The organism is Plantactinospora sp. KLBMP9567, from assembly GCF_033446045.1.
Classification (GTDB): domain Bacteria; phylum Actinomycetota; class Actinomycetes; order Mycobacteriales; family Micromonosporaceae; genus Plantactinospora.
Map to the genome: position 1 here is coordinate 178,590 of NZ_JAWQRR010000027.1, position 22,521 is coordinate 201,110.

The window sequence follows — 22,521 nt, forward strand, 5'->3', positions numbered from 1 at the left end:
GGTGTTTCCCTTCGGTCGGGCCTGAGAGATCAGGCCGGCATGGCGAACGGTCGGAATCGGCGGGGGCCGTAGAGGTCGTGCAGCAGGTCGTCGAGTTCGGCGAGCAGCCGCCAGGCGTCGTCGGGGCGCATCGTCGGCCGCTCCAGGCGGCAGCCGTCGGCGAACCGGCGCAGCGCGGCCGGCAGGCGCGGGCCGATCAGCCGGGCCATCAACTCGGCGGCGGCATAGAGATCGGTGGCCGGGGTGGCAGGGCGGCGGCCGGGCACCTCCGGCGGATAGCTGTCGCGGTGCCGGGCGACGAGCGCGGGTATCCGCTGGCCGGGCGGGACCGAGTAGCACCAGTCGACCAGGGCGAGGCCGTGTTCGGCGGGGTGGATCAGCACGTGCTCGGGGAGTACCGCGCCGTGCACCAGGCCGGCCCGGTGCGCCCAGCCGAGCCCGACCAGCAGCCGGCGCCACATCCAGGCGGCGTCGCGCGGGTCGACCCCGTCGGGATGCCGGCGGGCCACCTCGGCGAGGCTGACGAACCCGTCGAGCCGTTCCAGCACAGGTCCGGTGCGCCGGATCCCGGTCGCCGGGTCGTCGTGCGTGACGGTGTCCAGCAGGCGCGGCGCGTAGGCCCGGAACCGGTGTTCGCCGCAGCGGGCGAGCCGGTCGAGGGCGTCGATCTCGGCCCGGGCCAGATCGCCGTCGACCGGGTCGCGGGGCAGTTTCAGCAGGCCGCGCAGGGGTCCGTCGGTGACCTCGCGCAGGGTGCCGACGTCGCCGCTGGCGAACTCGGCGCCGACGGACCAGCGGTGCCGGCGGGTCCGGATGACCGCGCTGGTCGCGGCCCAGAGCGTGGCGAGCCGGGCCAGGGCCGCCGTCGCGGTCGCGGTGCGACCGGCCGGTGCGACGTCGGGGTGCAGGATCTTGACCAACCGGCGGTACGTCGTCGCGCCGTCGACGAATATCTCGGCCGGGGTACGCACCCGCTCCACCAGGGCGACCGCCTCGTCAAAGGTCATCGTGCCCTCCCCTTCCGGTTGGCTCCCGGCGCTGCTGCGCCGGCCCGGTCGGGTCGGCCGGTAGCGCCCGTTGCGGCACGACGGTCCCGCCCCGCCGGGCCCGTTCCTCGCCCCCGAACCGTCGGGCCGGTTCACCGGACCTGCTCCTCCCGGGTCGGCCGGAGCAGGGCCGGATGCAGCAGGGTGGCGTCGCCCGCCCGGTAGAGCCGGGCCCTCGGCCCACCCCGTTCACCACCCCGGCTGGTCGTCCCGCCGGTGCTCTCCACGAAGCCGGGCACCGACAGCACCTTGCGGTGGAAGTTGCCGGGATGGAGCTGCTCGCCCCAGACGGCGGCGTAGACGGCGCGCAGCTCCCCGATGGTGAACTCCGGCCCGAGGAACGCCGTGCCCAGCGGGGTGTACTCCAGCTTGGCGCGGGCCCGTTCCAGGCCGTCGGCGAGCACGATGTCGTGGTCGAAGGCGAGGTCCCGGACGTCGTCCACGGGTAGCCACGCGGCGCTGGCGGCGTCGCCACCGGCCCGGGGATCCGGCAGGCTCGGCGCGAATCCGAGGTATGCCACGGACATCACCCGCATTCGCGGGTCCCGCCCCGGGTCGCCGTAGGTGCGCAACTGTTCGAGGTGGACCCGGGCCAGGGCCGCCTCGCCCGGGCGCAGCCCGGTCTCCTCGGCCAACTCGCGGCGGGCCGCCTCGGCCAGCGTCTCGTCCCGGACGAAACCGCCCGGCAGGGCCAACCGTCCCCGGTAGGGGTGTTCGGCCCGCTCCACCAGCAGTACGTGCAGCGCACCGTCCCGGATGGTCAGCACCACGATGTCGACGGTGACCGCGACGGGTGGGAACGCCGTCGGGTCGTAACCGGCCAGAAACGTGGACTCCGGGCGCATCGGCGGACCCTCCGTTGTTCTCATCCTGAGTCTTACTCACCTGGAGGTGAACTTACCGCGCGGCGGTCGCCCGCTCAACCCCTCGGGCCACTGTTTCCGGGCGCGAATCGCGTACCGCCACCGCACGGTGACCGTCCATGCAGAGCCGCCGGGAAGCCCCTTTCCCGCCGGCCCTCCGCGCCGGCACCGGCCCGGTCGGCGGGCTAAGATCGGCTCGCCGTTCGCAGCCTTCGATCCACTTTCCGGGAGTGCTCGTGACCAACCAGGACTCCGTGCCGTCCGGTATCGACACCACGCAGATGAGTCACGCCCGCGCGTACGACTACGTACTCGGCGGCAAGGACAACTTCGCGGTGGACCGGGAGGCGGCCAAGCAGGTCATCGCGCTCGCCCCGGACCTGCCCGCCCTCGGAAAGGCTCAGCGGCGGTTCCTGCTCCGGGTCACCCAGATGTGCGCCGACGCCGGCATCACGCAGTTCCTCGACATCGGCGCCGGCATCCCCACCGCGCCGAACGTGCACGAGACCGCCCGGGCCATCACCCCGGACGCCCGGGTGGTCTACGTGGACAGCGACCCGATCGTCTTCATCCACAACCGCGCCCTGCTGGCCACCGACGAGAACGTGGCCTCGATCCAGGCAGACGTCCGCCGGCCGGACGACCTCCTCGAAAATCCGCAGGTGCGGCGGCTGATCAACCTTGACGAACCGGTGCTGCTGCTCTTCATCGGCCTGTTCCACCTGGTCACCGATGCCGAGGATCCGGCGGCGCTGATCGCGCGGTTCCGCGAGCGGATGGCCCCGGGCAGCTACATCTGCATCTCCCAGTTCTGCATCGACGGCAGCGACCCGGCGGCCAGGGCGAAGCTGGAGGAGATCTCGGTGAACTCCCCCGCGCCGATGACGTTCCGCCGTCGGGACGACATCGAACGGTTCTTCGACGGCTTCGAACTGCTCTCGCCCGGCGTCGTCGACGTGCAGGAGTGGTGGCCGGACGAGAAGGCTCCGCCGACCATGCTCAAGGTCGCCGCCGGAGTCGCCCGGAAGCTGTAGCCCCGGCAACGGCCCGGCGCCCGTCTCCGTCCGGCAACCCCGCCGGGCGCGCGACCGTACTTTCGGCCGGTTCGGCAGCCAGCCGGGTTCCGTAACCTGGCCAGCGTGAACGTTCCGAAGCGGCTGGCCGGCCGGGCCCGGGTCGCCGCCGAAGCCGGGCTCGGCATCCTGTTCGTCGCGGCCCTCGTCGACACGGCGGCCGCGCTCGCCGCGAGCTGGGGTGGCCGCTACTGGCTGTTCGACTGCGCCGCCGGAGCGGTGGCCGGCGGCATCGCCCTGGCGCGTCGGCGCCACCGGCTCTGGACGGCGGTCGCCGGCCTCACCCTCGCGGCCGTCGCCATCCTGGTCGCCCGGTCCGCCGGACTGCCCGCCGAGCCCGGCCCCGCGATGGCCCTCGCGCTCTCCGTGTTGGTGGGTTCCGCGATCCGGACCCTGCCGGCACGGTCCGCCGCCGCGATCGCAGTCGCCGGGCTGGCGATCGTGGTCGGTGCCCATCTCGCCTTCCCACCCTCCTCCGGCATCGGTGTCGGCGCCGTCCCCGGACTGAACGCCCTGGGCTGGCTCGCCGCGCTGGCGTGCGGGTTGGGCCTGCGGCTGCTGGCGGCCCGCCGCCGGGCCGTGGCCGAGCGGGTACGCCGGGACGAGCGCCTGGAACTGGCCAGAGAACTGCACGATGTCGTCGCCCACCACATCACCGGCATCGTGGTGCAGGCCCAGGCGGCGCAGATCGTCGCCCGCCGGCACCCCGAGCGGGCCGGTGCCGCCCTGGCCGGCATCGAGTCGGCCGGCTCGGACGCGCTGGCCGCGATGCGCCGGGTGGTGGGGCTGCTGCGCGACGCCGACGACGCGGCCCCGACCAGCGCCAACCCCGAACAACTCGGCGACCTGGTCAGGCGCTTCGAGGGCCACGGGCCGGCGGTACGGCTGCGGCTGCCGGACGGGGAGGACACCTCGACGTGGCCGCCCGAGGTGACCAGTACGGTCCACCGGGTGGTGCGGGAGTCGCTGACCAACGTCGCCCGGCACGCCCCGCACGCCCGGTCGGTCACGGTGACCGTCGCCCGGGACCGGTCAGCGGTCACGGTCGAGGTCGTCGACGACGCCCCACCGGGCGGGACACGCTATCCCCACCGTGCCGGCTACGGGCTGATCGGGATGCGGGAACGCCTCGAAGCGCTCGGCGGCACCCTCCGGGCCGGGCCGTGTCCCGACGCCGGCTGGGCGGTACGCGCCAGCGTGCCCGTACCGGCCGGGAGTCGCCGATGACGATCCGGGTGCTGCTCGCCGACGACCAGGCGATGGTGCGCAGCGGTCTGCGGCTCATCCTCGAGGACCAGCCGGACATCGACGTGGTCGCCGAGGCGTCCGACGGGGGCCAGGCGGTCGTGCTCGCCCAGCGGCTGCGCCCGGACGTCTGTCTGGTGGACATCCGGATGCCCCGGCTCGACGGCATCGAGGTGACCCGCGCGCTGGCCGGACCCGACGTCCCGGACCCGCTCCGGGTGGTCGTCGTCACCACGTTCGACCTCGACGAGTACGTCTACGGCGCGCTGCGCGGCGGAGCGGTCGGCTTCGTACTCAAGGACGCCGGACCGGCGCTGCTGGTCGAGGCGGTCCGGGCCGCGCACGCCGGAGACGCCCTGGTCTCGCCCTCGGTCACCGTCCGGCTGCTGCGCCACCTGCGGGCCGTGCGGGCACCCGGCACCGGACGCCCCGCCCGGGCGCTCTCCGAACGGGAGATCCAGGTCGTCCGGGCCATCGCCCGGGGACGCACCAACCAGGAGATCGCCACCGAGCTGTTCATCTCGCTGAGCACGGTCAAGAGCCATCTCTCGGGCATCCAGACTAAGCTGGGGCTGCGCAACCGGGTCGAGGTCGCGGCCTGGGCCTGGGAGAACCACGTCGTCGGGCTCGGTTAGGGACGGAGGGCCCCGACCAGCGGACCCGCCCGCCGCCGGCCGGCGAGCCGGTCGAGCAGCGGTGCCATCGGTACGAGCACCTCGACACCGTCGACCCGTTGCCGGTGGCGCACCGCATCGACGGCGATGTCGCGGACCGGGTCGACCGGGTCGTCGAGCCGCAGCAGCAGGTACGGCAGCACGAACCGCTCCTCGCTCGCGGCCAGCCGACGCAGCCCCGCCTCGCGCAGCCGACCCGACCGGTCCAGCGTCAGCAGCGCCGCGACTCCGGTCGGGTAGCTACCGGAGTCCTCGACAAACCGGCCGGCGCCGGTGCCGGTGCTGCTGTCAGTGCCGGTGCTGAGCAGTGGTTCGAGTGAGTGGTGCCGACGTCGGTAGGTCTCCGCCAGGAACAGCACCGACTGCGGCGTGGCGGCCCGGAGTACCGCGTCGAGCCGGCCAGCGGCTCCAGCCGGATCCTCGGACCAGTGGCGCAGCAGCTCCGTCACCCGGCTGTCCAGACGCTCGGCGTTCCACCGCTGCGCCCAGTCACCGCGCCCGTGCCGCATCCGGCCAGCGTACCGGCCGTGGTGGCGACCCGCCCGATTCCGGGTTTGCCCCCGCGACGTCCGGGTAGCCGGTCGGGATACCTGGAGAAAGGTCGGCGGTGTGAGGATCGCGAAGTACCTGCACTCGTGCCTGCTCGTGGAGCAGGACGGGGTGCGGCTGCTGATCGATCCCGGCCGGTTCGGTTTCGTCGAGGGGCGGGTACGCCCGGAGGACTTCGGTCGGCTCGACGCCGTCGCCCTCACCCATCACCATCCGGACCACGCCGACCCGGAGGCGCTGGTCGAGATCGTGCGCCGGACCGGGGCGCGACTGCTCGGCAATCGGGAGACCGCCGAGGCGCTGCGCGGACACGGGCTCGACGTGACCGTGGCGGAGACCGGAGAGCACCGGATCGGGCCGCTGCGCCTGGATGCCGTTCCCGCCGACCACGAGCCGATCCTCGACGACCACACCCCGCGCAACACCGGCTATCTGGTCGGCGGGCGGCTGCTGCACTGCGGCGACTCGCTGCACCCGGGACTACTGGCGTACCGGGGTGTCGCGGTGGCGGCCGTACCCGTGATGGCGCCCTTCCTGACCGAGCGCGCGGTGGCCGGATTCGTCGCCGAGCTTCAGCCCGGTGCGGTCCTGCCGGTGCACGACGGCTACGCCCGGGACTTCTTCCTCCAGCAGCGCTACGAGACCTACCGCCGGTACGTCGAGCCGCTCGGCATCACCTTCCACGCCCTGGCCGAGCCGGGGGCCGGCATCACGATCTGACCAGGCACGCCGCCACCCTCGACCTGACGACGACAAACGTCGATCGATCAGACCACCTAACAGTCCTCCTCCCGGAACACACCGGCACGACGACAGTGCGGCGCCCGGGATGCGGGCGGACGTGGACGGCACATCCGGATGGAGATCCATTCAGGTCCGGCCGGGAATGTCGAGACTTGTGGCCGCCGCACCGGTCTGCCCACGACCCCGGCATTTCGCCAGTCGTCAAGGGACGGTCCGCCCCCGTCGCAACACGAGCGGCCGGAACTACTCAGTCCGTTCATCCAACCATTGACTAATGCATATCAGATCGACAGAAACAGAGCTACCTGAATTCAGTCAACGGGCTGTCAATTAAAGCGCAAGAACTACATTCATCTCCCTCCATACTCCGTCTGCGTGAGCTCGGGTCGTACCCCCGTTTCCACGCCCCGACAAAGGAGGAATCAATGAAGCGTGCAAGGTCAGCCTGGACCGGCACCACGGTTGTCTCGGTAACGGCGCTGGCACTCGTTCTCGCGACCGGGATACCGGCGGGAGCCGTCGACGGCAACCTGCCGGGCGGCACCAGCATCTCGGTCACCATCGACACCCCGACCAACGGGGCGGTGCTGCCCCCGGGTCCGGTGACCGTGACCGGCACGGCGACGGTCGGCACCGGACAACCGGTGGCCAACACCGCGGTCGTATACGTGCTGGACGTCTCCGGCAGCACCGACGCGGGCGCCAACAGTTGCGGACGGATCATCGACTGTGAGATCGCCGCCGCCCGGAACCTCAACAACAAGATCGTGACCGATCCCGCCATCGCCGGCACCGTCGGCAGCGTCGGGGCGGTGGTCTTCGGGTCGACGGCGGTGGCCGCCGACGTCGTGCCGGGCGGCACCCCCGACGACCTCACCACCGGCCCGGACAGCGACCTCGGCGGTACCGGGCCGGACGCGGGCGATCGGGACATCGAGGAAGTGCTGGCCTCGGCCTTCTCCAACGCCGCGGGCAACGGCGGGGTCGACGACTTCACCCACCGCGAGGTCGAGGGCGCCACCGACTTCGCGGACGCCGTTTCCCGGGCCCGGGCAGTGGCCGACGCGATGGACGAGCAGCGCAAGATCGTGGTCTTCCTCTCCGACGGCGTTGCCACCGACGGTGCGGACGGCGGCGTGGCGGACGCGCTGGTGGGTACCCCGGAGGAGGTCGACATCTTCACCTTCGCGGTCGGTTCCGGCTCCTCCTGCACGGACGACGGCGAAGGGCGCGGCAGCCTCCAACAGATCACCGCCGCGACAGTGCCGGGCGGGCAGTGCCGCGAGATAGACACCGAGGATCTGCCGGACTTCCTGCCCGGCATCATCACCTCCGAACTCAGCTCGCTGGCGCTGAGCACCACCGGACCCGGTGGCCCCTACACGCCGATCGGCAACGCCGACATCCAGCCCGACCTGCCACAGGCACCCGGGCCGAAGAACGTCACCTACAGCACCAGCACCCCGGCACTGGCCGCCGGTACGCACGAGATCTGCGTACGGGCCTTTGGCAGCGACGGCGGCGGCACCGGCTTCGTCACCGACTGCACTACGGTCGTGATCAACGCCCCGCCGGTGGTCGAGGCGGGCGGCCCGTACTCCGGGCAGGAGGGCACCCCGGTCGGCATCGCCGGCGACGTGACCGATCCGGACGGCCCACCGGCCACCCTGGACTGGGACGCCAGCGGTGGCGGCGAGCCGGGCGCGACCTGCGCGTTCGGTAACCAGGCCGCGCTGACCACGACGGTGACCTGCACCGACAACGGGATCTACACGCTCACCCTGACCGCCGACGACGGGGTCAACCCGCCAGTGGAGGCCACCGCCACGCTGACCCTGACCAACGTCGCACCGGCGGTCAGCATCTCCGCCCCGGCCGACGGCGCGCTCTTCACCCGGGGCACCCCGGTCAGCTTCACCGCGCCGTTCACCGACATCGGCACCAACGACACGCACACCTGCTCGGTCGACTTCGACGACGGCAGCCCGCTCGCCGCCGGCACGGTCAACGAGGCCGCCGGAGCCGGCACCTGCACGATCAGCCACGCGTTCACCGCGCTCGGCCCGCACAACGTGCTGGTGCGGGTGACCGATGACGACGGTGGTTCGGCCACCGCCGTGGTCCGGGTGGTCGTCTACCTGCCCGGCGGCGCCTTCGCGCTACAGGCGACCGGACTGCTGTTGACCATCCCCCGGACCCCCGACGTCACCTGCCCGCCCGATGACGCGCGGACCTCGGTGGCGGTCAACGCGCCGCCGCTGTTGACCACCGGGGTACTCAACGCCAGTTGCACGCTCGACCCCGACACCGGTACGACCACGGCCCGGGCGACCGTCGCCGGTGCCAACCTGCTCGGCGGTCTGGTCAACCTCTCCACCATCGAGAGCACCAGCGTGGCCGGACCGGCCGGCATCACCCGGACCTCCCGGGTGGTCGGCACGATCAACGGTGCCGCCGTCGGCACCAGTAGCCCGGTGACGATCGGCATCCCCGGGGTCGCCGTCGTCTACCTCAACGAGTCCACCACCAACCCCAACGGGCAGCTCGTGCAGACCGCCGTCCGGATCCAGGTGCTCGGACTGCTCGGCCTGCCGAGTGAGGAGATCGTCCTCAGCCGGAGCTACCTGGGCTGACGACCGGCACGGCGCGGGGTACCGGGGCAGCCGCTCCGGTACCCCGACGCCGTCGCCCCGGCCGCGAATGGTCATTCCGTTGCGGAACTCCGCAATGGATCCGAGAATTGATCTCTATCTCGTGGGAAAACCGCTATCGTCTGTCTCCACGACCCTGTATGTGTACGTCAAGCTACGTATTCCGGATTGCCGGCCGATGTGTCAGCCTATCGGAGACGCGGGGGCGGAGAGGGCGATGACCAACGGGGTGGAATTCGGGCTGCTCGGGCCCATCGACGTACGGGTGGCGGGCCGGTCGGTACCGGTCCGATCGCCGAAGTGCCGGGCGCTGCTGGCGACGCTGCTACTGGAACCGGGCCGGCTCGTCTCGGTCGGACGGCTGACCGAGGCGATCTGGAGCAACCGACAGCCGGACAACCCACGGCGGGCCGCACAGTTGTACGTCACCCGGCTGCGCGCCCTGCTCGACGAGGCGGGCTCGCCGCCGCTGATCGCCACCGGCTCCGACGGCTACCTGATCGAGGTTGGCACCGATCTGGTGGACCTCGGGCGGTTCCGGCACTGGCTGCTGGCGGCCGACCGGGCCGCCCGGCGGTCCGATCTGGATGGCGAGTCGACCGCGCTGCATGCCGCGCTGCGGCAGTGGCGCGGTGACCCGCTCTCCGACGTACCGTCCGACCTGCTGCACCGGGAGAGCGTTCCCGGTCTGCGTGAACAGCGACTCCGTACGCTGGAGCGACGGATCGACGTGGACCTGCGGCTCGGCCGGCACGCCGAACTCGTCGAGGAGTTGCGCGGGCTGACCGCCCAGGACCCGCTACGCGAGCGGCTCTGGCTGCAACTGGTCACCGCGCTGCACCGCAGTGGACGCCGGGCGGAGGCCCTGGACGCCTACCACGAGGGCTGCCGGCACCTGGCCGAGGAACTCGGGCTCGACCCGGGCGAGGAGTTCCAGCGGCTGCACGCCCAGGTGCTCGGCGGCACCCCGACGGCATCCGCCGAGGCGGTCGGGCTGCCGCCGGTACCCCGGCAACTGCCGCCGGAGGTCTCCGGCTTCGCCGGCCGGGACACCGAGGTGGCCCGGCTGCGCACCCTGCTCGACACCCACGACCTCCGCCCCGGTGGCGCACCGGGTGTCGTGGTCCTGAACGGTACGGCCGGGGTCGGCAAGACCGCGCTGGCACTGCACTGGTCCCGGCGGGTCGCGGAGCACTTCCCCGACGGCCAACTCTGGGTGAACCTGCGCGGCTACGACGACCGTGCCAGGGTGACCCCGGAGCACGCGTTGACGCTGTTCCTCCGCGCGCTCGGGCTGCCCGCCGCAGAGATCCCCGCCGACCTCGACGGGCAGACCGGGCTGTACCGGTCCCTGATGGACGGTCGCCGGATGCTCGTCGTACTCGACAACGCGGGCGACGCCGAGCAGGTCCGGCCGCTGCTGCCCGGCGGGACCGGGTGCTTCGTGCTGGTCACCAGCCGCAGCGAGCTGTCCGCGTTGGTGGTGACCGAGGGAGCCCGGACGGTCCGGCTGGACCCGCTCACCGCGTACCAGGCCCGGCAGATGCTCGGCTCGCGACTCGGGCGACGGCGGATCGACGCCGAACCCGGAGCGGTGCACCGGATCGTCGAGGCGTGCGGCCGGCTGCCACTGGCGCTGGCCATCGTCGCCGCCCGGGCCGCCGCCCGCCCCGCCTTCGCACTGGCGGAACTGGACCGGCAACTCGCCGACAGTGAGGGCGGGCTGGACAGGTTCGCCAGCCCGGACACGGCCGTCGACGTACGGGCGGTCTTCTCCTGGTCGTACCGGACCCTCAGCGCGCCGGCCGCCCGGCTCTTCCGGCGGCTCGGTCTGCATCCGACCCCGGAGCTGTCCGCCCCGGCCGCAGCCACCCTGGTCCGGGGCGACGCGGCGCGGATCCGGACCCTGATCGACGAACTCGCCGCCGCGCACCTGGTCAGCGAGCACACGCCTGGCCGGTTCGTGGTGCACGACCTGCTGCACACCTACGCCGCCGAACTCACCGCCGAGCAGGACACGCCACGCTTGCGGGCCGCCAGCCAACGCCGGCTGGTCGACTGGTTGACCCGCAGCGCCCTGCAGGCCCGGCCGCTGCTCCAGCCGAGCGAGTCCGAGGTGAGGGTGCCGGGACCTCCCCGGGACGTCACGCCGATGACCTTCTCCGGCGAGCGGCAGGCCCGGCAGTGGTACGAGACCGAGCGGCACAACCTGATCGCCACCGTGGAACTGGCGCAGGCCCAAGGCTTCGACGACCTCTGCTGGCGCCTCGCCTACGCCGGCTGGGTCCACCTGCACCTGACCCGTGCCTGGGGTGACCTGATCCGCACCCACCGGGCCGGACTCGGCGCGGCCGAGCGCACCGGTGACCCGATCGGCCAGGCGCACATGCTCAGTGGGATCGGCACCGCCTACCGGTCCACCCGGCAGACCGCGCTGGCGGTGCAGACGCACCGGCGGGCCCTGGAGATCTTCCGGGAGATGGACGACCCGGCGGGCATCGCGACGGTACTGAGCAACCTCGGCGCCGCGTACCGGGATGCTGGTGAGCACCACCGCTCGCTACGGTGCAGCCGGCAGGCGTACGCGCTGGAACGGGCGCACGGCGAGACCGGAAACATGTCGATCTCGCTCTACCAGATCGCGCTGACCCTGACCGTCGCCGGCCGGCCCGCCGAGGCGGTACCGGTGATCACGGAGTCCCTGGAGATCTTCCGGTCGCTCGGCCACCGCCGGGGTGAGGCCCGCGCGTTGCAGGCCGCCGCGACCGCGCACAGCCAGCTGGGCCGGCACGGCGCGGCGATCGACCACTACCGGCGGGCGGCCGAGATCTACCGGGACCTCGACGACCGCTGGTACCAGGCGGCCACCCTGCACCGGCTCGGCGACGCGCTGCGGGCGGCCGGGCGCTGCGGGGACGGCCGGACGGTCTGGCGGCAGGCCCTCGCCGTCTACGAGGAGCTTGGCGCGCCGGACGCCAGGGTCCTACGCGCCAAGCTCCGGGAGTGACCGCACCGCCGAGCCCGGGGGCCGGGACTTCAGCACCCCGGCCGGAAGGGCTGCCGGAGGTCGACGGCCAACAGTCCCGGCACCGCCATGCCGGCCGCCCCAGGTAGCACACCGGTCAGTTCCCGGCCGGAATTCCGGTGGGTCGGGCCGCAAGGGTGGGCCGGCCCCCGGAACCGCCGGCTGGCCCACCCGTCACTGTCCGCACCGGGCGGTCATGCCGCTCCGGCGGGCCGTCCCTCGCTGGTCGGCTCGCCGGTGCCGGAGGGCTCCGCTCCGGTGGTGGTGGGGCTGGCGGGCTGGCTGGTCTCCGCCACCGCCTCCGCGGACTTCACCGGCTCGGCGTCCGCCGCCTCCGCGGACTTCACCGGCTCGGCGTCCACCGGTGCGCCCTCCGCCGCCGGCTCGTCGCCCGGCTCGGTGGCCGACGCCTCGGTCGACTCCTCGTCCTCTTCTTCGTCTTCCTCCTCTTCGTCTTCCTCCTCGTCCTCTTCGTCCTCGTCCTCGGCGCTGGCGGCGGTGGGATCCGTCCAGGAGAACTCGATCTCGACGGAGATCTCCGCGCCGTCGCGCTCGATCTCCAGCTCACACTCGACCTGGTCGGTGACGGTGACCGCACCGGCCGCGCCGTAGAAGATCTTTCCCTCCGAATCGAGCTGGTGGGCCAACTGGCGCAGCCAGCCCGCCAGGTCCGCCCGCGACACCGAACGCTCGTCCTCGTAGATTTCCATGGCCGCCATGCTCGCACTCCACACAGGACCGGCCTCGCCTGGGTCCGATGGGCGGACGGCTACGGTGCCGGTTCGAGACGGAGGAACGACACCCCGGGCATCGGCAGCGGAAAGTCGACGGTGCAGCCACCGTCGGCCACCGGCACCACCTGCTCCGGCCGGTACTCGTCCAGAATGTCCCGGGCGCGCAGCAGCTCCCACTGCTCGCCGGTCGGCCAGTCGCCGCCGTCGAGGTCCTGCCAGACCCGGCGGATGTTGGAGTGTTCCCGGTCGATCCGCCAGTGGCGTACCCGGTAGCTGCCGGCGTCCAGTCCGTGCAGCTCGACCCGGACGTCGCGGTCCAACCGCCGGTCCCCACCGGCCTTGGACTGGTCGAGCGTGCCGTTCCAGACCAGTACCGTCACCGTGCCGTCGTCGCCCCGGGCCGCCCACGCCTCGACCAGACTCTCCGCCCCGTCTCCGGTCAGCGTGGCCGGCAACTCGTGCTCGCCGAGCCGGTCGGCCAGGGCAAGCGCCCAGAACCGGGGCTTGCGCAGGTTGCCGACGGTCAGCAGGCCGAAGCCGCCGTGGAAGAGCCGGGGCGGGCGGCCCAGCTCCTCGAAGTGGTCGGAGGCGACCCAGTGGGCCAGCGCGTCCAGCCGGTTGGCCGCCGAACGCATGCCGCGCAGCAGGAAGGTGGCGGCGAAGACCTCGTCGCCGACCGGGTTGAAGTGGGTCGGCGTCGCCCCCCACTCGGTCCACAGGATGCCCAGGTCCGGCCGGCCGTGCCGGGCGCAGAGCGGGCGGAGGTCCAGCGGCGGGACGCCGTAGGTGTGCGTGGAGACGAAGTCGATCGGCGCACCGGAGGCGTCGACGTGGTCGAGCAGCTCACCCACCCAGCCGGCGGCGGCCGAGGCCGGGCCGCCGACCGTGAGCCCCGGGTCGACGTCCCGGACCGCCCGGACGGTCACCTCGTAGAGCCGCAGGAACTCGGCCCGGGTACCGGACCAGAAGACCTCCAGGTTCGCCTCGTTCCACACCTCGAAGGGCCAGTGCCGCACCTCCTCCCGGCCGTACCGGTCGATCAGGTGGCTGACCAGAGCACGGATCAACTCGGCCCAGCGCTGCCAGTCCCGGGGCGGGGACACGACCGCCCCGTACGCGAAAACGGTCTTCGACGGGTCGCTGGCGAGATCCCGTGGCATGAACGACAGCTCGACCACGGGACGCAGGCCGAGACTCAGCAGCTTGTCGTAGACCTCGTCCACCCCGCTGAAGTCGTACACCGGCGCACCGTCGACCTCCCGGTACACGCCGAGATCGTCGCAGAGGATGGCGTGCGCCCGTACGCTGCCGACGCCCAGTTCGGTACGCATGATCCGCAGCGCCTCGGCGAGGTCCGCCCCGATCGGCTGCCCGCCGGTCGTCTCCGCGCTGAGCAGGTGGCTCAGGTGCTCGGATCCGACCATCGGGCGCCATGGGCGGTGCACCGGCCGGGTCGGGCCGGACGCCTCGACCATCACCCGCACCAGCGGTTCCGCTCCGGCGGCGGCCGGACCGTCCCCACCCGCGCCCGGGACGGTCTCGGGCAGCGCTGCCACCCGGACCGGCTCCGACAGCACCCCGGGCAGGTCGACGTCGCGCAGTGCCGCCACGGCGTACTCGTAGGGGCGGCCGGGCTCGCCGGTGGTGTCCGCGTACGGCGGATGCGGTACCGCCAGCACGTCGCCGCCGTGATGGTCCAGCGGCGTCGGCGGCGCGTCCCCGGTCGACCGGTACACCTGGTAGCCGATCGCCTCCGGCACCGGTGTCCAGTCGAGGGTGACCTGTCCCCGGCCCGACCTCGCGACCAGGGCGGTCGGAGCGTCGAGGGTGAGCGGTCGGTCGTCGGCGTCGCCGGTCCGGCGACGCCCGATCCGCCCCTGCCAGTCCGCCCGGGCCCGCTCCGCGTTCTCGGTGCTGGTCGTGTATTCGCTCATCCTGCCTGATCCTCCGTCTGGCTGTTCTGCGCGATCCAGGGTCACTGCCGGGCCGGTACGGAGAACTCCTCCAGCCGCATCACCGGCCGCAGCAGCCGCTCCGCCCCGCCCCGGGTGAACTGTCGGCGGAGCACGTCGTCGCCGAGCAGGTTGCCCAGCGCGCCCAGCACCATGCCCTGGTCGAGCGCGAGATACCGCTTGGCGACGGTGCCGCTGCGCACCGCCACCGAGTCGTAGTAGCCGCCGGGGCCGTAGATGTCGAAGTCCCGGCGCAGCTTCGCCAGTTCGGTCTGCGCCTCGGCCGGCGCGTACTGCAGGGCCAGGAAGACCGCGTGCGGGGTGACCACCCCGTCGCCGTACGCCGGCGGTTCCGGCTGGGCAGGACGGTCGGGGCAGCCCTCGAACCCGTGGTCGACGCTGGTCCGCTCCTGGTCACTGGTGTAGCCGGGGGCGTCCAGCCCCATCGCGTCCACGCCGTACTCGCGGTATCCGCCGGCCGGGTCGGAGGCGGGCGAGAAGCCCCAGTGGCCGTACTCCGCGTCGTCGAGGCCGTGCGCGATCTGGCCGCGTACGTAGACCGGGTGGTTGCGGGCCCAGCTGTCCGGCCCCCACCGGGTCTCCGGCACGAAGATGTCCGGCATGAACGCCTCGAACATGTCCCCGCCCCAGGACGGTACGAACTGGAGGCCCCGGTAGCGGTAGGCCCCCTCGAAGACCCGCACCCCGGCGTACTCCCGGTAGCCGCCGACCGGCTTCATCTCCTGCCAGGACCAGTCGCAGGTGTCGGGGAAGGTCCGCCACGGGCCGAAGTAGTGCGCCGGGGGCACCTGGCCACGGGCGATCGCGACGTAGCTGATCATGCGGGTCTCGCTGTTGAAGGCGCCGTAGGTGTGGCAGGTGTAGTGCACGTCCGGCCCCCGGCCACGGTAGTTGCCCGGCAGCGAGCAGCCCGGCGGCGGCTCGACCCAGAAGCCGCCCCGCATCAGCCCGACCGGCGCGTCGGCACCGAGCGCCTGCCGGTCGTAGTAGAACCCGAAGTCCATCGCGTTCAGCAGCGGGTCGGCCTTGCGGCGCAGTTGCGGCAGCGCGTTGTGCGCGACCATCAGCGCGGTCGCCAGCCAGGCGTTGTCCACACTGGAGGCGAACGGTTGCACGGGTGTGCCGTCGACCGGCCAGGTCCGCAGCAGTTCCAGGGTCGCCGGGTCGTACCAGTTGAAGAACATGCCGGAGTCGGCGTGCCGGTCGAGCCGGGCCAGCGAGTCCAGGGCGGCACCGACCCGGCGGACCAACTCCCGCTCACCGATCAGCCTCAGCTCGCGCGCCACCAGCGCCGACCAGAGGTACGCGCCGATGTTGGTCGGCGAGGTGTACTTCGCCCGGCTGCCGGTGGCGAGGTCGCCGTCGATGTTGTCGGCGGGCAGTCCGGTACCCGGGTCGGTCATCGCCATCATGGAGCGCCAGGTGTCGGCTGCCCAGCGGAGCGCGGTGGCCCGGTCGACGGCCCCGGCCGGAGAGCCGGCCGGCACGGCCGACTCCGTCGGTGCGGCGGGCGCGGCAGTGGCGGCGCCGGCCGGCAGGGTCAGGGCGAGGGTGAGGGTGAGGGTCGCCGTCAGGGCGAACCGGAGGGGACGGATCATGGGGGTTACCTCCGGAGGTACGTCACTTCAGTCCGGTGGTCGCGATGCCGCGCACGAAGTGCCGCTGCAACACGAGGAAGACGATCACCACGGGCAGCACCACCACGACCGAGCCGGCGAGCAGCAGGCCGAACTTGGTCTGGTTCTGCCCGACGCTGTAGAGCGCCAGCGCGACCGGCAGGGTGTACTTGTCCTCGGTGGTGGCCACCACCAGTGGCCAGATGAAGCTGTTCCAGTTGGCGAGAAAGGTGAGGATGCCGAGCGCGGCCAGCGCCGGCCGGCAGAGCGGCAACACGATCCGGACGAAGATCCGCAGCTCGCTCGCGCCGTCGACCCGGGCGGACTCGACCAACTCGTCGGGGATGGAGAGCATGAACTGGCGCATCAGGAACGCGCCCAGCGCCCCAGCCAGGAACGGCAGCACCAGCGCGGCGTAGGTGTTGGTCAGCCCCAGGTTGGCGATCAGCACGAAGAGCGGCACGAAGGTCACCATGCTGGGCACCATCACCGAGCTGAGTACCAGCCCGAACAGTGCCCGGCGGCCCGGAAAGCGCAGCTTGGTCAGCGCGTAGCCGACGGCCGAGCAGAACACCAGGTTGCCGGCGGTGACCAGGGTGGCCACCAGCGCGGAGTTGAAGAAGTAGGTCGGGAAGTCCAGCCGGCCGAAGAGTTCCCGGTAGTTCGCCAGGGTGAACTGCTCCGGCCACCAGGTCGCCGGGACGAGGCGGATCTCGGCCTCCGTCTTGAACGACGAGAGCAGCATCCAGAGGAACGGGCCGACCATGGCGAGCAGGCCCGCCACCAACAGCACGTGCAGGACGATCGTGGCGACCCGGTCGCGACGGCGGCGTACCGGCCGCCGGGCGGCGGGACCGCTGGCCGGGGCCGGCGGCACGGCCACCGGCGGGCGGTCTCTCGTCACCGGGGCGGTCACCGCGACACCTCCTCGGACGAGCGGAGCAGCCGGAACCAGAGGATCGACAGCAGCACGATCGCCAGGAACAGCACATAGCTCATCGCCGAGGCGTAGCCGTAGTTGCCGAAGCCGAACTGGTTGTAGATGTGGTACGAGACCGAGATCGTCGAGTTGAGCGGGCCGCCCCGGGTCATCACCAGCGGCTCCTCGAAGAACTGGAGGTAGCCGATGGTCGCGATCACCCCGACGAAGAGCAGCGTGGGACGCAGCGACGGCAGTGTCACGTACCGGAACTGCTGCCATCCGGTGGCCCCGTCGATCCGGGCGGCCTCGTATAGGTGCCGCGGGATCGCCTGCAACCCGGCCAGGAAGATCACCATCTGGTAGCCGAGGTTGCGCCAGGCCGCCATCACGATCAGCGACGGCAGGGCCAGGTCGGTCCGGCCCAGCCAGTTCGGCCCGTCCAGCCCGGCCAGCCGGAGCAGGCTGTCGACCAGCCCGGAGTCCGGCTGGAGCAGAAATCGCCAGACCACGGCGACCGCCACGATGCTGGTCACCACCGGCAGGTAGTAGCCGACCCGGAAGATCGTACGGAACCGGGTCAGCCCCGAGTTGAGCCCGAGTGCCGCCGCCAGTCCGGCCACCATGGTCAGCGGCACACCGAACAGTACGAAGATCGCGGTGTTCAGCGCGGCCCGGACGAAGAGTTCGTCACCGAAGAGCCGGGTGTAGTTGCGCAGTCCGACGATGTTGACCGCGAACGGGTTCCGGACGTCGGCGCTGCGCAGGTCGGTGAAGCTCATCAGCAGCGAGGCGAGCACCGGGCCGGCCAGGAAGACCACGAACAGCGCGGTGAACGGCAGGGCGAAGCCCCAGCCGACCGCCGCCCGGCGCAGCCGCGGACCGAGACGTCCGCGCCGGCTGCCCGCGTCGGGGGCGACGGCGGTCATCTCAGACCCCGGTACCGATCGAGGTCGCCCGCTGCTGCATCGCCTTGGCCGCGTCCGCCGGCTTGGCGCCGGCCTTGGCCATCTTCTCCACCTCGCCGTCGATCGCCGCGGCGATCTGCTCCCAGGTGGCGATCGCGGGTGGCGACTTGGCGTCCTCCAACTGCTTGCCGAAGGTGGAGAGCAGCGGGTCGCCGCGCAGCGCCGGGTCGTCCCAGCCCTTCTTGACCGCCGGCAGGTCGCTGACCGTCTGGTACCACTTGGTCTGCACCTCCGGCCGGCTCAGGTAGGCGACGAACTTCCACGCACCGTCACGGTTCTTCGCGTCGGAGAAGACCGCCAGGTCACCGCCGCCGACGAAGGAGGTCGCCGACTGCCGGCCCGGCATCTGCCACAACTGGAACTTGCCCGCGCCGCCCTGCTCCTTGAGCACGCCGATATGCCAGGGGCCGGAGGGGAACGCCCCGATCTCACCGGCGAGGAAGGCCGGTTCGAGCGCGCCCTGCGCAAGGTCCTTCGGGGCGAGCCCCTCGTCGAAGAACGACTTGTAGAACCCGTACGCCTCGACGGCCTGGGGGCTGTCGAGGGTGAACCTGTCGCCGGTGGCCACGTCGCCGCCGTTGGACCAGACGAACGGCATGATGCTCTGCCAGGAACCGATGGCCGAACCCGGCGGCAGCAGGTTGACGCCCCACTTCGCGCCGCCCCTCGACTTCAGCGCGGCGATCGCGGACTTGAACTCCTCCCAGGTCTTCGGCGGGGTGGTGATCCCGGCCCGGGCGGCGACGGCGGAGTTCACGTAGAAGAGCCGGGTCTCGACGTACCAGGGCACGCCGTAGGAGGTGTCGTCGACGACCGTGGTGTTCCAGGCCCCCTCGAAGAAGTCCTCTTTCTTGATCAGGTCGGTCGGTGTCGGGTCCAGCCCGCCGGTCTTGGCGAACTCGCCCATCCAGGTGGTGCCGATCAGGCTGAGGTCCGGGGTCTGCTTCCCGGCGATGGCGGTGGCGAGCTTGTCGTGCGCGCCGTCCCACGGAATCGGCGTCACCGTCACCTTCGCGTCCGGGTTCTCCCGCATGAAGTCCGCGGCGAGGACGGAGAGCTTCTCCCCCTCGGTGCCCATCGCCCAGACCGTGATGTCGCCGCTCGCCTTGCCCTCCGCGACGGGCGCGGCCGCCTCCTCGCCGGCACCGGTGTCCCGGCCGCAGCCGGTCACCGCGACCATCGCCGCGAGCACTACGGCGGCACCCGCCCGTCTCCATGTCCTCATCTCAGACCTCCGTCTCGGCGCCATGTGGACCGCAGCTCGACCGCACGACGAGCCGGGTCGGGAGAACCTCTCGACGCACCGCTGCCTGGCTGCCGGCCATCCGGTCCTGCAGCCACCGGGCCGCGGTCGCGCCCAACTTCCGCATCGGCTGGTGCACGGTGGTGAGCCCGGCGTAGCGCGCGGCCATCACGTCGTCCCACCCGGTGATCGCGACGTCGCCGGGAACGGTCAGCCCGAGCTCCGCGGCCGCCGCCAGGGCTCCGAGCGCCACCTCGTCGTTCGCGCAGACCAGCGCCTCCGGACGGGACGGTCCTGCGAGTACCCGCCGGGCGGCCCGGTGCCCGGCGTCCACGTCGAAGGCACAGCGCACGGGTGTCCTCGGCGGGGTGTGCCCGGCGTCGGCGAGTGCCGCCCGGAACGCCGCGTACCGGTCGGTCACGTCCGGCGAGGAGTCCGGGTCGCCCAGGTAGCCGAAGCGCCGGTAGCCGTGTCCGAGCAGGTGCTCGACCAGCCGCCGGGCGCTGCTGTCGTTGTCGGCGGTGATGGTGTCCAGGGCGCCGACGGCCGCCCTGGCCAGCAGCACGGTCGGGACGCCGGTCTCCGCCACCTGCGCGACGATCCCGTCGGCGACCGTCCGGCCCATCACGACCATCCCGTCCACCCGGCGGGCCAGTTCGAGCACCTTGCGCGCAGGGTCGGGTCGACCGTGCGTAGCCAGGATGAGCACGCTGTTGCCCAGCTCGGCGGCGACCTCCTCGTAGCCGAGCACCACCTCGGAGTAGTACGGGCCGGACAGGTCGGGGAAGACGATGCCGTTCGCCGCGTGCCGCCCCTCGGCCAGAGACTGCCCGAGCCGGCTGGGCCGGAACTGCAACTCCTCCACCGCCGCCAGCACCCTGCGGCGGGTCTCCGGTGCGACGTAGTCGGTGCCGCGCAGCGCTCGGGACACGGTGGCGATCGAGACGCCGACGCGCTGGGCGACTTCGTAGATGGTCGCCTGTCGTCGGTCCTGCACCGCCATTGCCAACTCCATCAACTCTGGTCAAATCAGTCCGGAAGCGCTTACAGAATCCGGAGCGGCGGATCGCTTCCGGAAGCGCTTACAGTGGCCCCAGCCTGACTCCGCGCCGCAGCACTGTCAAGCCGAGCGGTGTCGACCGCGACACGGGGCGGTCCGGGCTGGTCGACCATGTTCGTGATAGGCAGTGGCCGGGACCGCGACCGTATCGTTCACCGCTGGAGGGCCGGTGGCGTGGGCGCCAGGCAGGAGAGACGAGAGAGCATGACGGGTCAGCGGATCGGCTTGGTGGTGCACGAAGGCCGGGCGGCGGCGGTGGCGGCGGCCGGGGCGGTCCGGCGCTGGGCGGCCGACCACTCCATCGGGGTCAGCGACATCGACGTCTGGGAGCCGTCCTGGGGGCAGCGGCAACGTCGCAACGCGGGCGACGAGGCCGAGGCCGCCGGCCATCCGGCGCTGGTGGTGACGATCGGCGGGGACGGGACCTTCCTGCGGGGCGCCCGGATCGCCGCCAAGGACGGCGTACCCGTGCTCGGCATCAACGTCGGCCGGGTGGGCTTCCTGACCGAGATCGAGCCCACCGAGATCGACATGGCGCTGGACGCGTTCTTCGCCGACCGGGTACAGCTCGACGAACGGCTGATGCTGACGCTCTGTGCCTCCCGGCCGCTGGAGATCCCCGGCGGGATGGAGGCGCTGCTCCGCTACGGGCGCGGGCCGCTGCTGCCGCCGCCCCCGCCACTGCCCCGCAGCGCCGAACCGGTCGGCCAGCCGGGCGTGGCGCTGGACGTCACCGCGCTGAACGACATCGTCTTGGAGAAGCTGGCCCGCGACCGGCAGGCCAGCCTCGGGGTGTACCTGGACGACACCCTCTTCGCGTCCTACTCGGCCGACGCCCTCGTCGTGGCCAGCCCGACCGGCTCCACCGCCTACAACTTCGCGGCCGGAGGCCCGATCCTCTCCCCCCGGCTCGGCGCGCTGGTCTTCACCCCGGTCGCCCCGCACATGGTCTTCAACCGCAGCCTGGTGCTGGCCGCCGACGAGGCGGTGACGGTACGCGTCCTCGACCGGTCCGGCCAGGTGGCGGTCAGCGTGGACGGGCAGCTTCGTGGCGTACTCGATCCCGGGGACTGGGTGACGGTGCTGCCGGCGCGTGAACCGGCCCGCCTGGTCCGGCTGCGCCCGTCCCGGTTCTACTCCCGGTTGCGTGAACGGTTCTCCCTCGCCGACGCGCCCGCGGCGGTGGCCGACAGCCGGCGGCCTGACCAGGCCGACGGCTGAACCCGCCGCCCGTGCCTGCTGTTCGAAACCCGCCTGCGTCCCGGTCTTGCGCTGCTGGCCGGCCGGCGCGACCGCATGGGCGACGTCGCCGACGAGTGGCACGGTGACGAGTACCGCCGCGGCCAACCACAGTGGCGTCGTCGCCGTCGAGTCGCGCGTTGGCGGAGGTACGCCCCGGACTCGATCCGCGAGGTCGTCTCACCGCCGTCGGAGCTGTGCGCGGAGGCCGACGGCGAGGTAGGAGAGGGACAAGGCGAGGCCGACAATGCAGACGAGAGCCGCGATCGCGAGGAGTGCGAGCTCGCTGTCGTCTAACCTTGGCACCTCCCGGTAGTAGCCCGGGCTGACCTCGACCATGACATAGTCGTCGTCGAACCTGACGGTGCAACGGAAGTCCCAGCCGTTGCGGGGAAACCGCCCGGGGTGGCTCAGACGATGGATGCGGGTGATTTGCTGCCAGGTCCAGGCGCGTCGCCCGCTCTTCGTAGCATGCGCGATGCCGTGTTCGTGGATCTCGAACGACTCGCTGGTTCCGCCACGCACCGCCGCGGCCGCTTGCACCGCGGCCACGAGGAACCCAACCGTGACCCCGACCAGAAGCAGGCCGGCAAGCCGGCCCCCCGCGTTGCTCCAGACCGGGTGCAGGACCAGCACGACCAACAGCGCCGTGGAGACGAGCCCGACCATCGCGCCCTGCGTGGCAATGACCCAGCGCCGCCGGTTACGGACCGGATGCCTACTCGTGAAAGCACCGAGGTCATCCACGCCCGAAGTATATGAGGGCGTGCTGTTCCGACGGGCGGTTGTGCCTCCTCCGGACAGCGGCCCGGCCCGCCTGTTCATGTCGCCGTCGACTTCATGTCGCCGTCGACGACAAGGTCGCTACGGCGGCAGTCAGGCCCTGGGACCGACTTCGA

General features: G+C 72.1%; 18 protein-coding genes. 7 read left to right on the forward strand and 11 right to left on the reverse strand.

Translation table 11 applies throughout. The features are described from left to right. Nucleotides 1–29: 29 nt before the first annotated feature. Entirely contained in the window at nt 30–1,007 is a 978-nt protein-coding gene (locus R6Y94_RS22680; RefSeq protein WP_318397904.1) for a lipopolysaccharide kinase InaA family protein, read from the reverse strand. A gap of 131 nt (nt 1,008–1,138) precedes the next feature. Beyond that, nucleotides 1,139–1,891, reverse strand: a complete 753-nt coding sequence (locus R6Y94_RS22685; RefSeq protein WP_318397905.1) for an NUDIX hydrolase — start codon at nt 1,889–1,891, stop codon at nt 1,139–1,141. 254 nt (nt 1,892–2,145) lie between these two features. Here R6Y94_RS22685 and R6Y94_RS22690 point away from each other — a divergent pair, with 254 nt between their 5' ends. From R6Y94_RS22690 to R6Y94_RS22700, 3 genes are all read left to right on the forward strand, one after another. Continuing rightward, nucleotides 2,146–2,943, forward strand: coding sequence for an SAM-dependent methyltransferase (locus R6Y94_RS22690; RefSeq protein ID WP_318397906.1), 798 nt, complete (start codon nt 2,146–2,148; stop codon nt 2,941–2,943). Between the two features lie 105 nt (nt 2,944–3,048). Beyond that, nucleotides 3,049–4,209, forward strand: a complete 1,161-nt coding sequence (locus R6Y94_RS22695) for a histidine kinase (protein ID WP_318397907.1) — start codon at nt 3,049–3,051, stop codon at nt 4,207–4,209. Beyond that, entirely contained in the window at nt 4,206–4,862 is a 657-nt protein-coding gene (locus R6Y94_RS22700; RefSeq protein WP_318397908.1) for a response regulator transcription factor, read from the forward strand. Before R6Y94_RS22695 ends, R6Y94_RS22700 begins: the two co-directional genes overlap by 4 nt. Here the strand turns inward: R6Y94_RS22700 and R6Y94_RS22705 are convergent. Then, nucleotides 4,859–5,410 carry a hypothetical protein gene (locus R6Y94_RS22705; RefSeq protein WP_318397909.1) on the reverse strand — a complete coding sequence of 184 codons (552 nt, stop codon included), beginning with the start codon at nt 5,408–5,410 and terminating at the stop codon, nt 4,859–4,861. The genes R6Y94_RS22700 and R6Y94_RS22705 overlap by 4 nt on opposite strands. A 100-nt stretch (nt 5,411–5,510) precedes the next feature. Here R6Y94_RS22705 and R6Y94_RS22710 point away from each other — a divergent pair, with 100 nt between their 5' ends. The 3 genes from R6Y94_RS22710 (at nt 5,511) to R6Y94_RS22720 (ending at nt 11,852) form a co-directional block, all read left to right on the forward strand. Then, nucleotides 5,511–6,170 carry an MBL fold metallo-hydrolase gene (locus R6Y94_RS22710; RefSeq protein WP_318397910.1) on the forward strand — a complete coding sequence of 220 codons (660 nt, stop codon included), beginning with the start codon at nt 5,511–5,513 and terminating at the stop codon, nt 6,168–6,170. Nucleotides 6,171–6,619: 449 nt separating this feature from the next. After that, entirely contained in the window at nt 6,620–8,827 is a 2,208-nt protein-coding gene (locus tag R6Y94_RS22715; protein WP_318397911.1) for a choice-of-anchor P family protein, read from the forward strand. Between the two features lie 235 nt (nt 8,828–9,062). After that, a complete protein-coding gene (locus tag R6Y94_RS22720; RefSeq protein ID WP_318397912.1) occupies nt 9,063–11,852 on the forward strand; it encodes an AfsR/SARP family transcriptional regulator in 2,790 nt (929 codons plus the stop codon). A gap of 212 nt (nt 11,853–12,064) precedes the next feature. Here R6Y94_RS22720 and R6Y94_RS22725 read toward each other — a convergent pair whose 3' ends face one another. The 7 genes from R6Y94_RS22725 to R6Y94_RS22755 are packed head-to-tail and all read right to left on the reverse strand — an operon-like array spanning nt 12,065 to nt 20,326. Further along, nucleotides 12,065–12,580, reverse strand: a complete 516-nt coding sequence (locus R6Y94_RS22725; protein ID WP_318397913.1) for an amphi-Trp domain-containing protein — start codon at nt 12,578–12,580, stop codon at nt 12,065–12,067. Between the two features lie 59 nt (nt 12,581–12,639). Next, nucleotides 12,640–14,538 carry a GH39 family glycosyl hydrolase gene (locus R6Y94_RS22730; RefSeq protein WP_318397914.1) on the reverse strand — a complete coding sequence of 633 codons (1,899 nt, stop codon included), beginning with the start codon at nt 14,536–14,538 and terminating at the stop codon, nt 12,640–12,642. Nucleotides 14,539–14,579: 41 nt separating this feature from the next. Then, the gene (locus R6Y94_RS22735) at nt 14,580–16,175 is read right to left on the reverse strand and encodes a glucoamylase family protein (RefSeq protein ID WP_318397915.1); all 1,596 of its coding nucleotides are present in this window, start codon (nt 16,173–16,175) and stop codon (nt 14,580–14,582) included. A 22-nt stretch (nt 16,176–16,197) separates the two neighbouring features. Continuing rightward, nucleotides 16,198–17,109, reverse strand: a complete 912-nt coding sequence (locus R6Y94_RS22740) for a carbohydrate ABC transporter permease (protein WP_318397916.1) — start codon at nt 17,107–17,109, stop codon at nt 16,198–16,200. Beyond that, nucleotides 17,106–18,041, reverse strand: coding sequence for a sugar ABC transporter permease (locus R6Y94_RS22745; protein WP_318397917.1), 936 nt, complete (start codon nt 18,039–18,041; stop codon nt 17,106–17,108). Before R6Y94_RS22745 ends, R6Y94_RS22740 begins: the two co-directional genes overlap by 4 nt. A gap of 1 nt (nt 18,042) precedes the next feature. Continuing rightward, nucleotides 18,043–19,305, reverse strand: coding sequence for a sugar ABC transporter substrate-binding protein (locus R6Y94_RS22750; protein WP_318397918.1), 1,263 nt, complete (start codon nt 19,303–19,305; stop codon nt 18,043–18,045). 1 nt (nt 19,306) lies between these two features. Beyond that, nucleotides 19,307–20,326, reverse strand: a complete 1,020-nt coding sequence (locus R6Y94_RS22755; RefSeq protein WP_318397919.1) for a LacI family DNA-binding transcriptional regulator — start codon at nt 20,324–20,326, stop codon at nt 19,307–19,309. Nucleotides 20,327–20,587: 261 nt separating this feature from the next. Here R6Y94_RS22755 and R6Y94_RS22760 point away from each other — a divergent pair, with 261 nt between their 5' ends. Beyond that, nucleotides 20,588–21,604: an NAD(+)/NADH kinase gene (locus tag R6Y94_RS22760; RefSeq protein ID WP_318397920.1), complete on the forward strand. Its 1,017-nt coding sequence runs from the start codon at nt 20,588–20,590 to the stop codon at nt 21,602–21,604. Between the two features lie 198 nt (nt 21,605–21,802). On the opposite strand, the gene R6Y94_RS22765 is transcribed toward R6Y94_RS22760, so the two are convergent. After that, complete coding sequence (locus R6Y94_RS22765) at nt 21,803–22,369, reverse strand: hypothetical protein (protein WP_318397921.1); 567 nt, start codon at nt 22,367–22,369, stop codon at nt 21,803–21,805. Nucleotides 22,370–22,521: the final 152 nt, after the last annotated feature.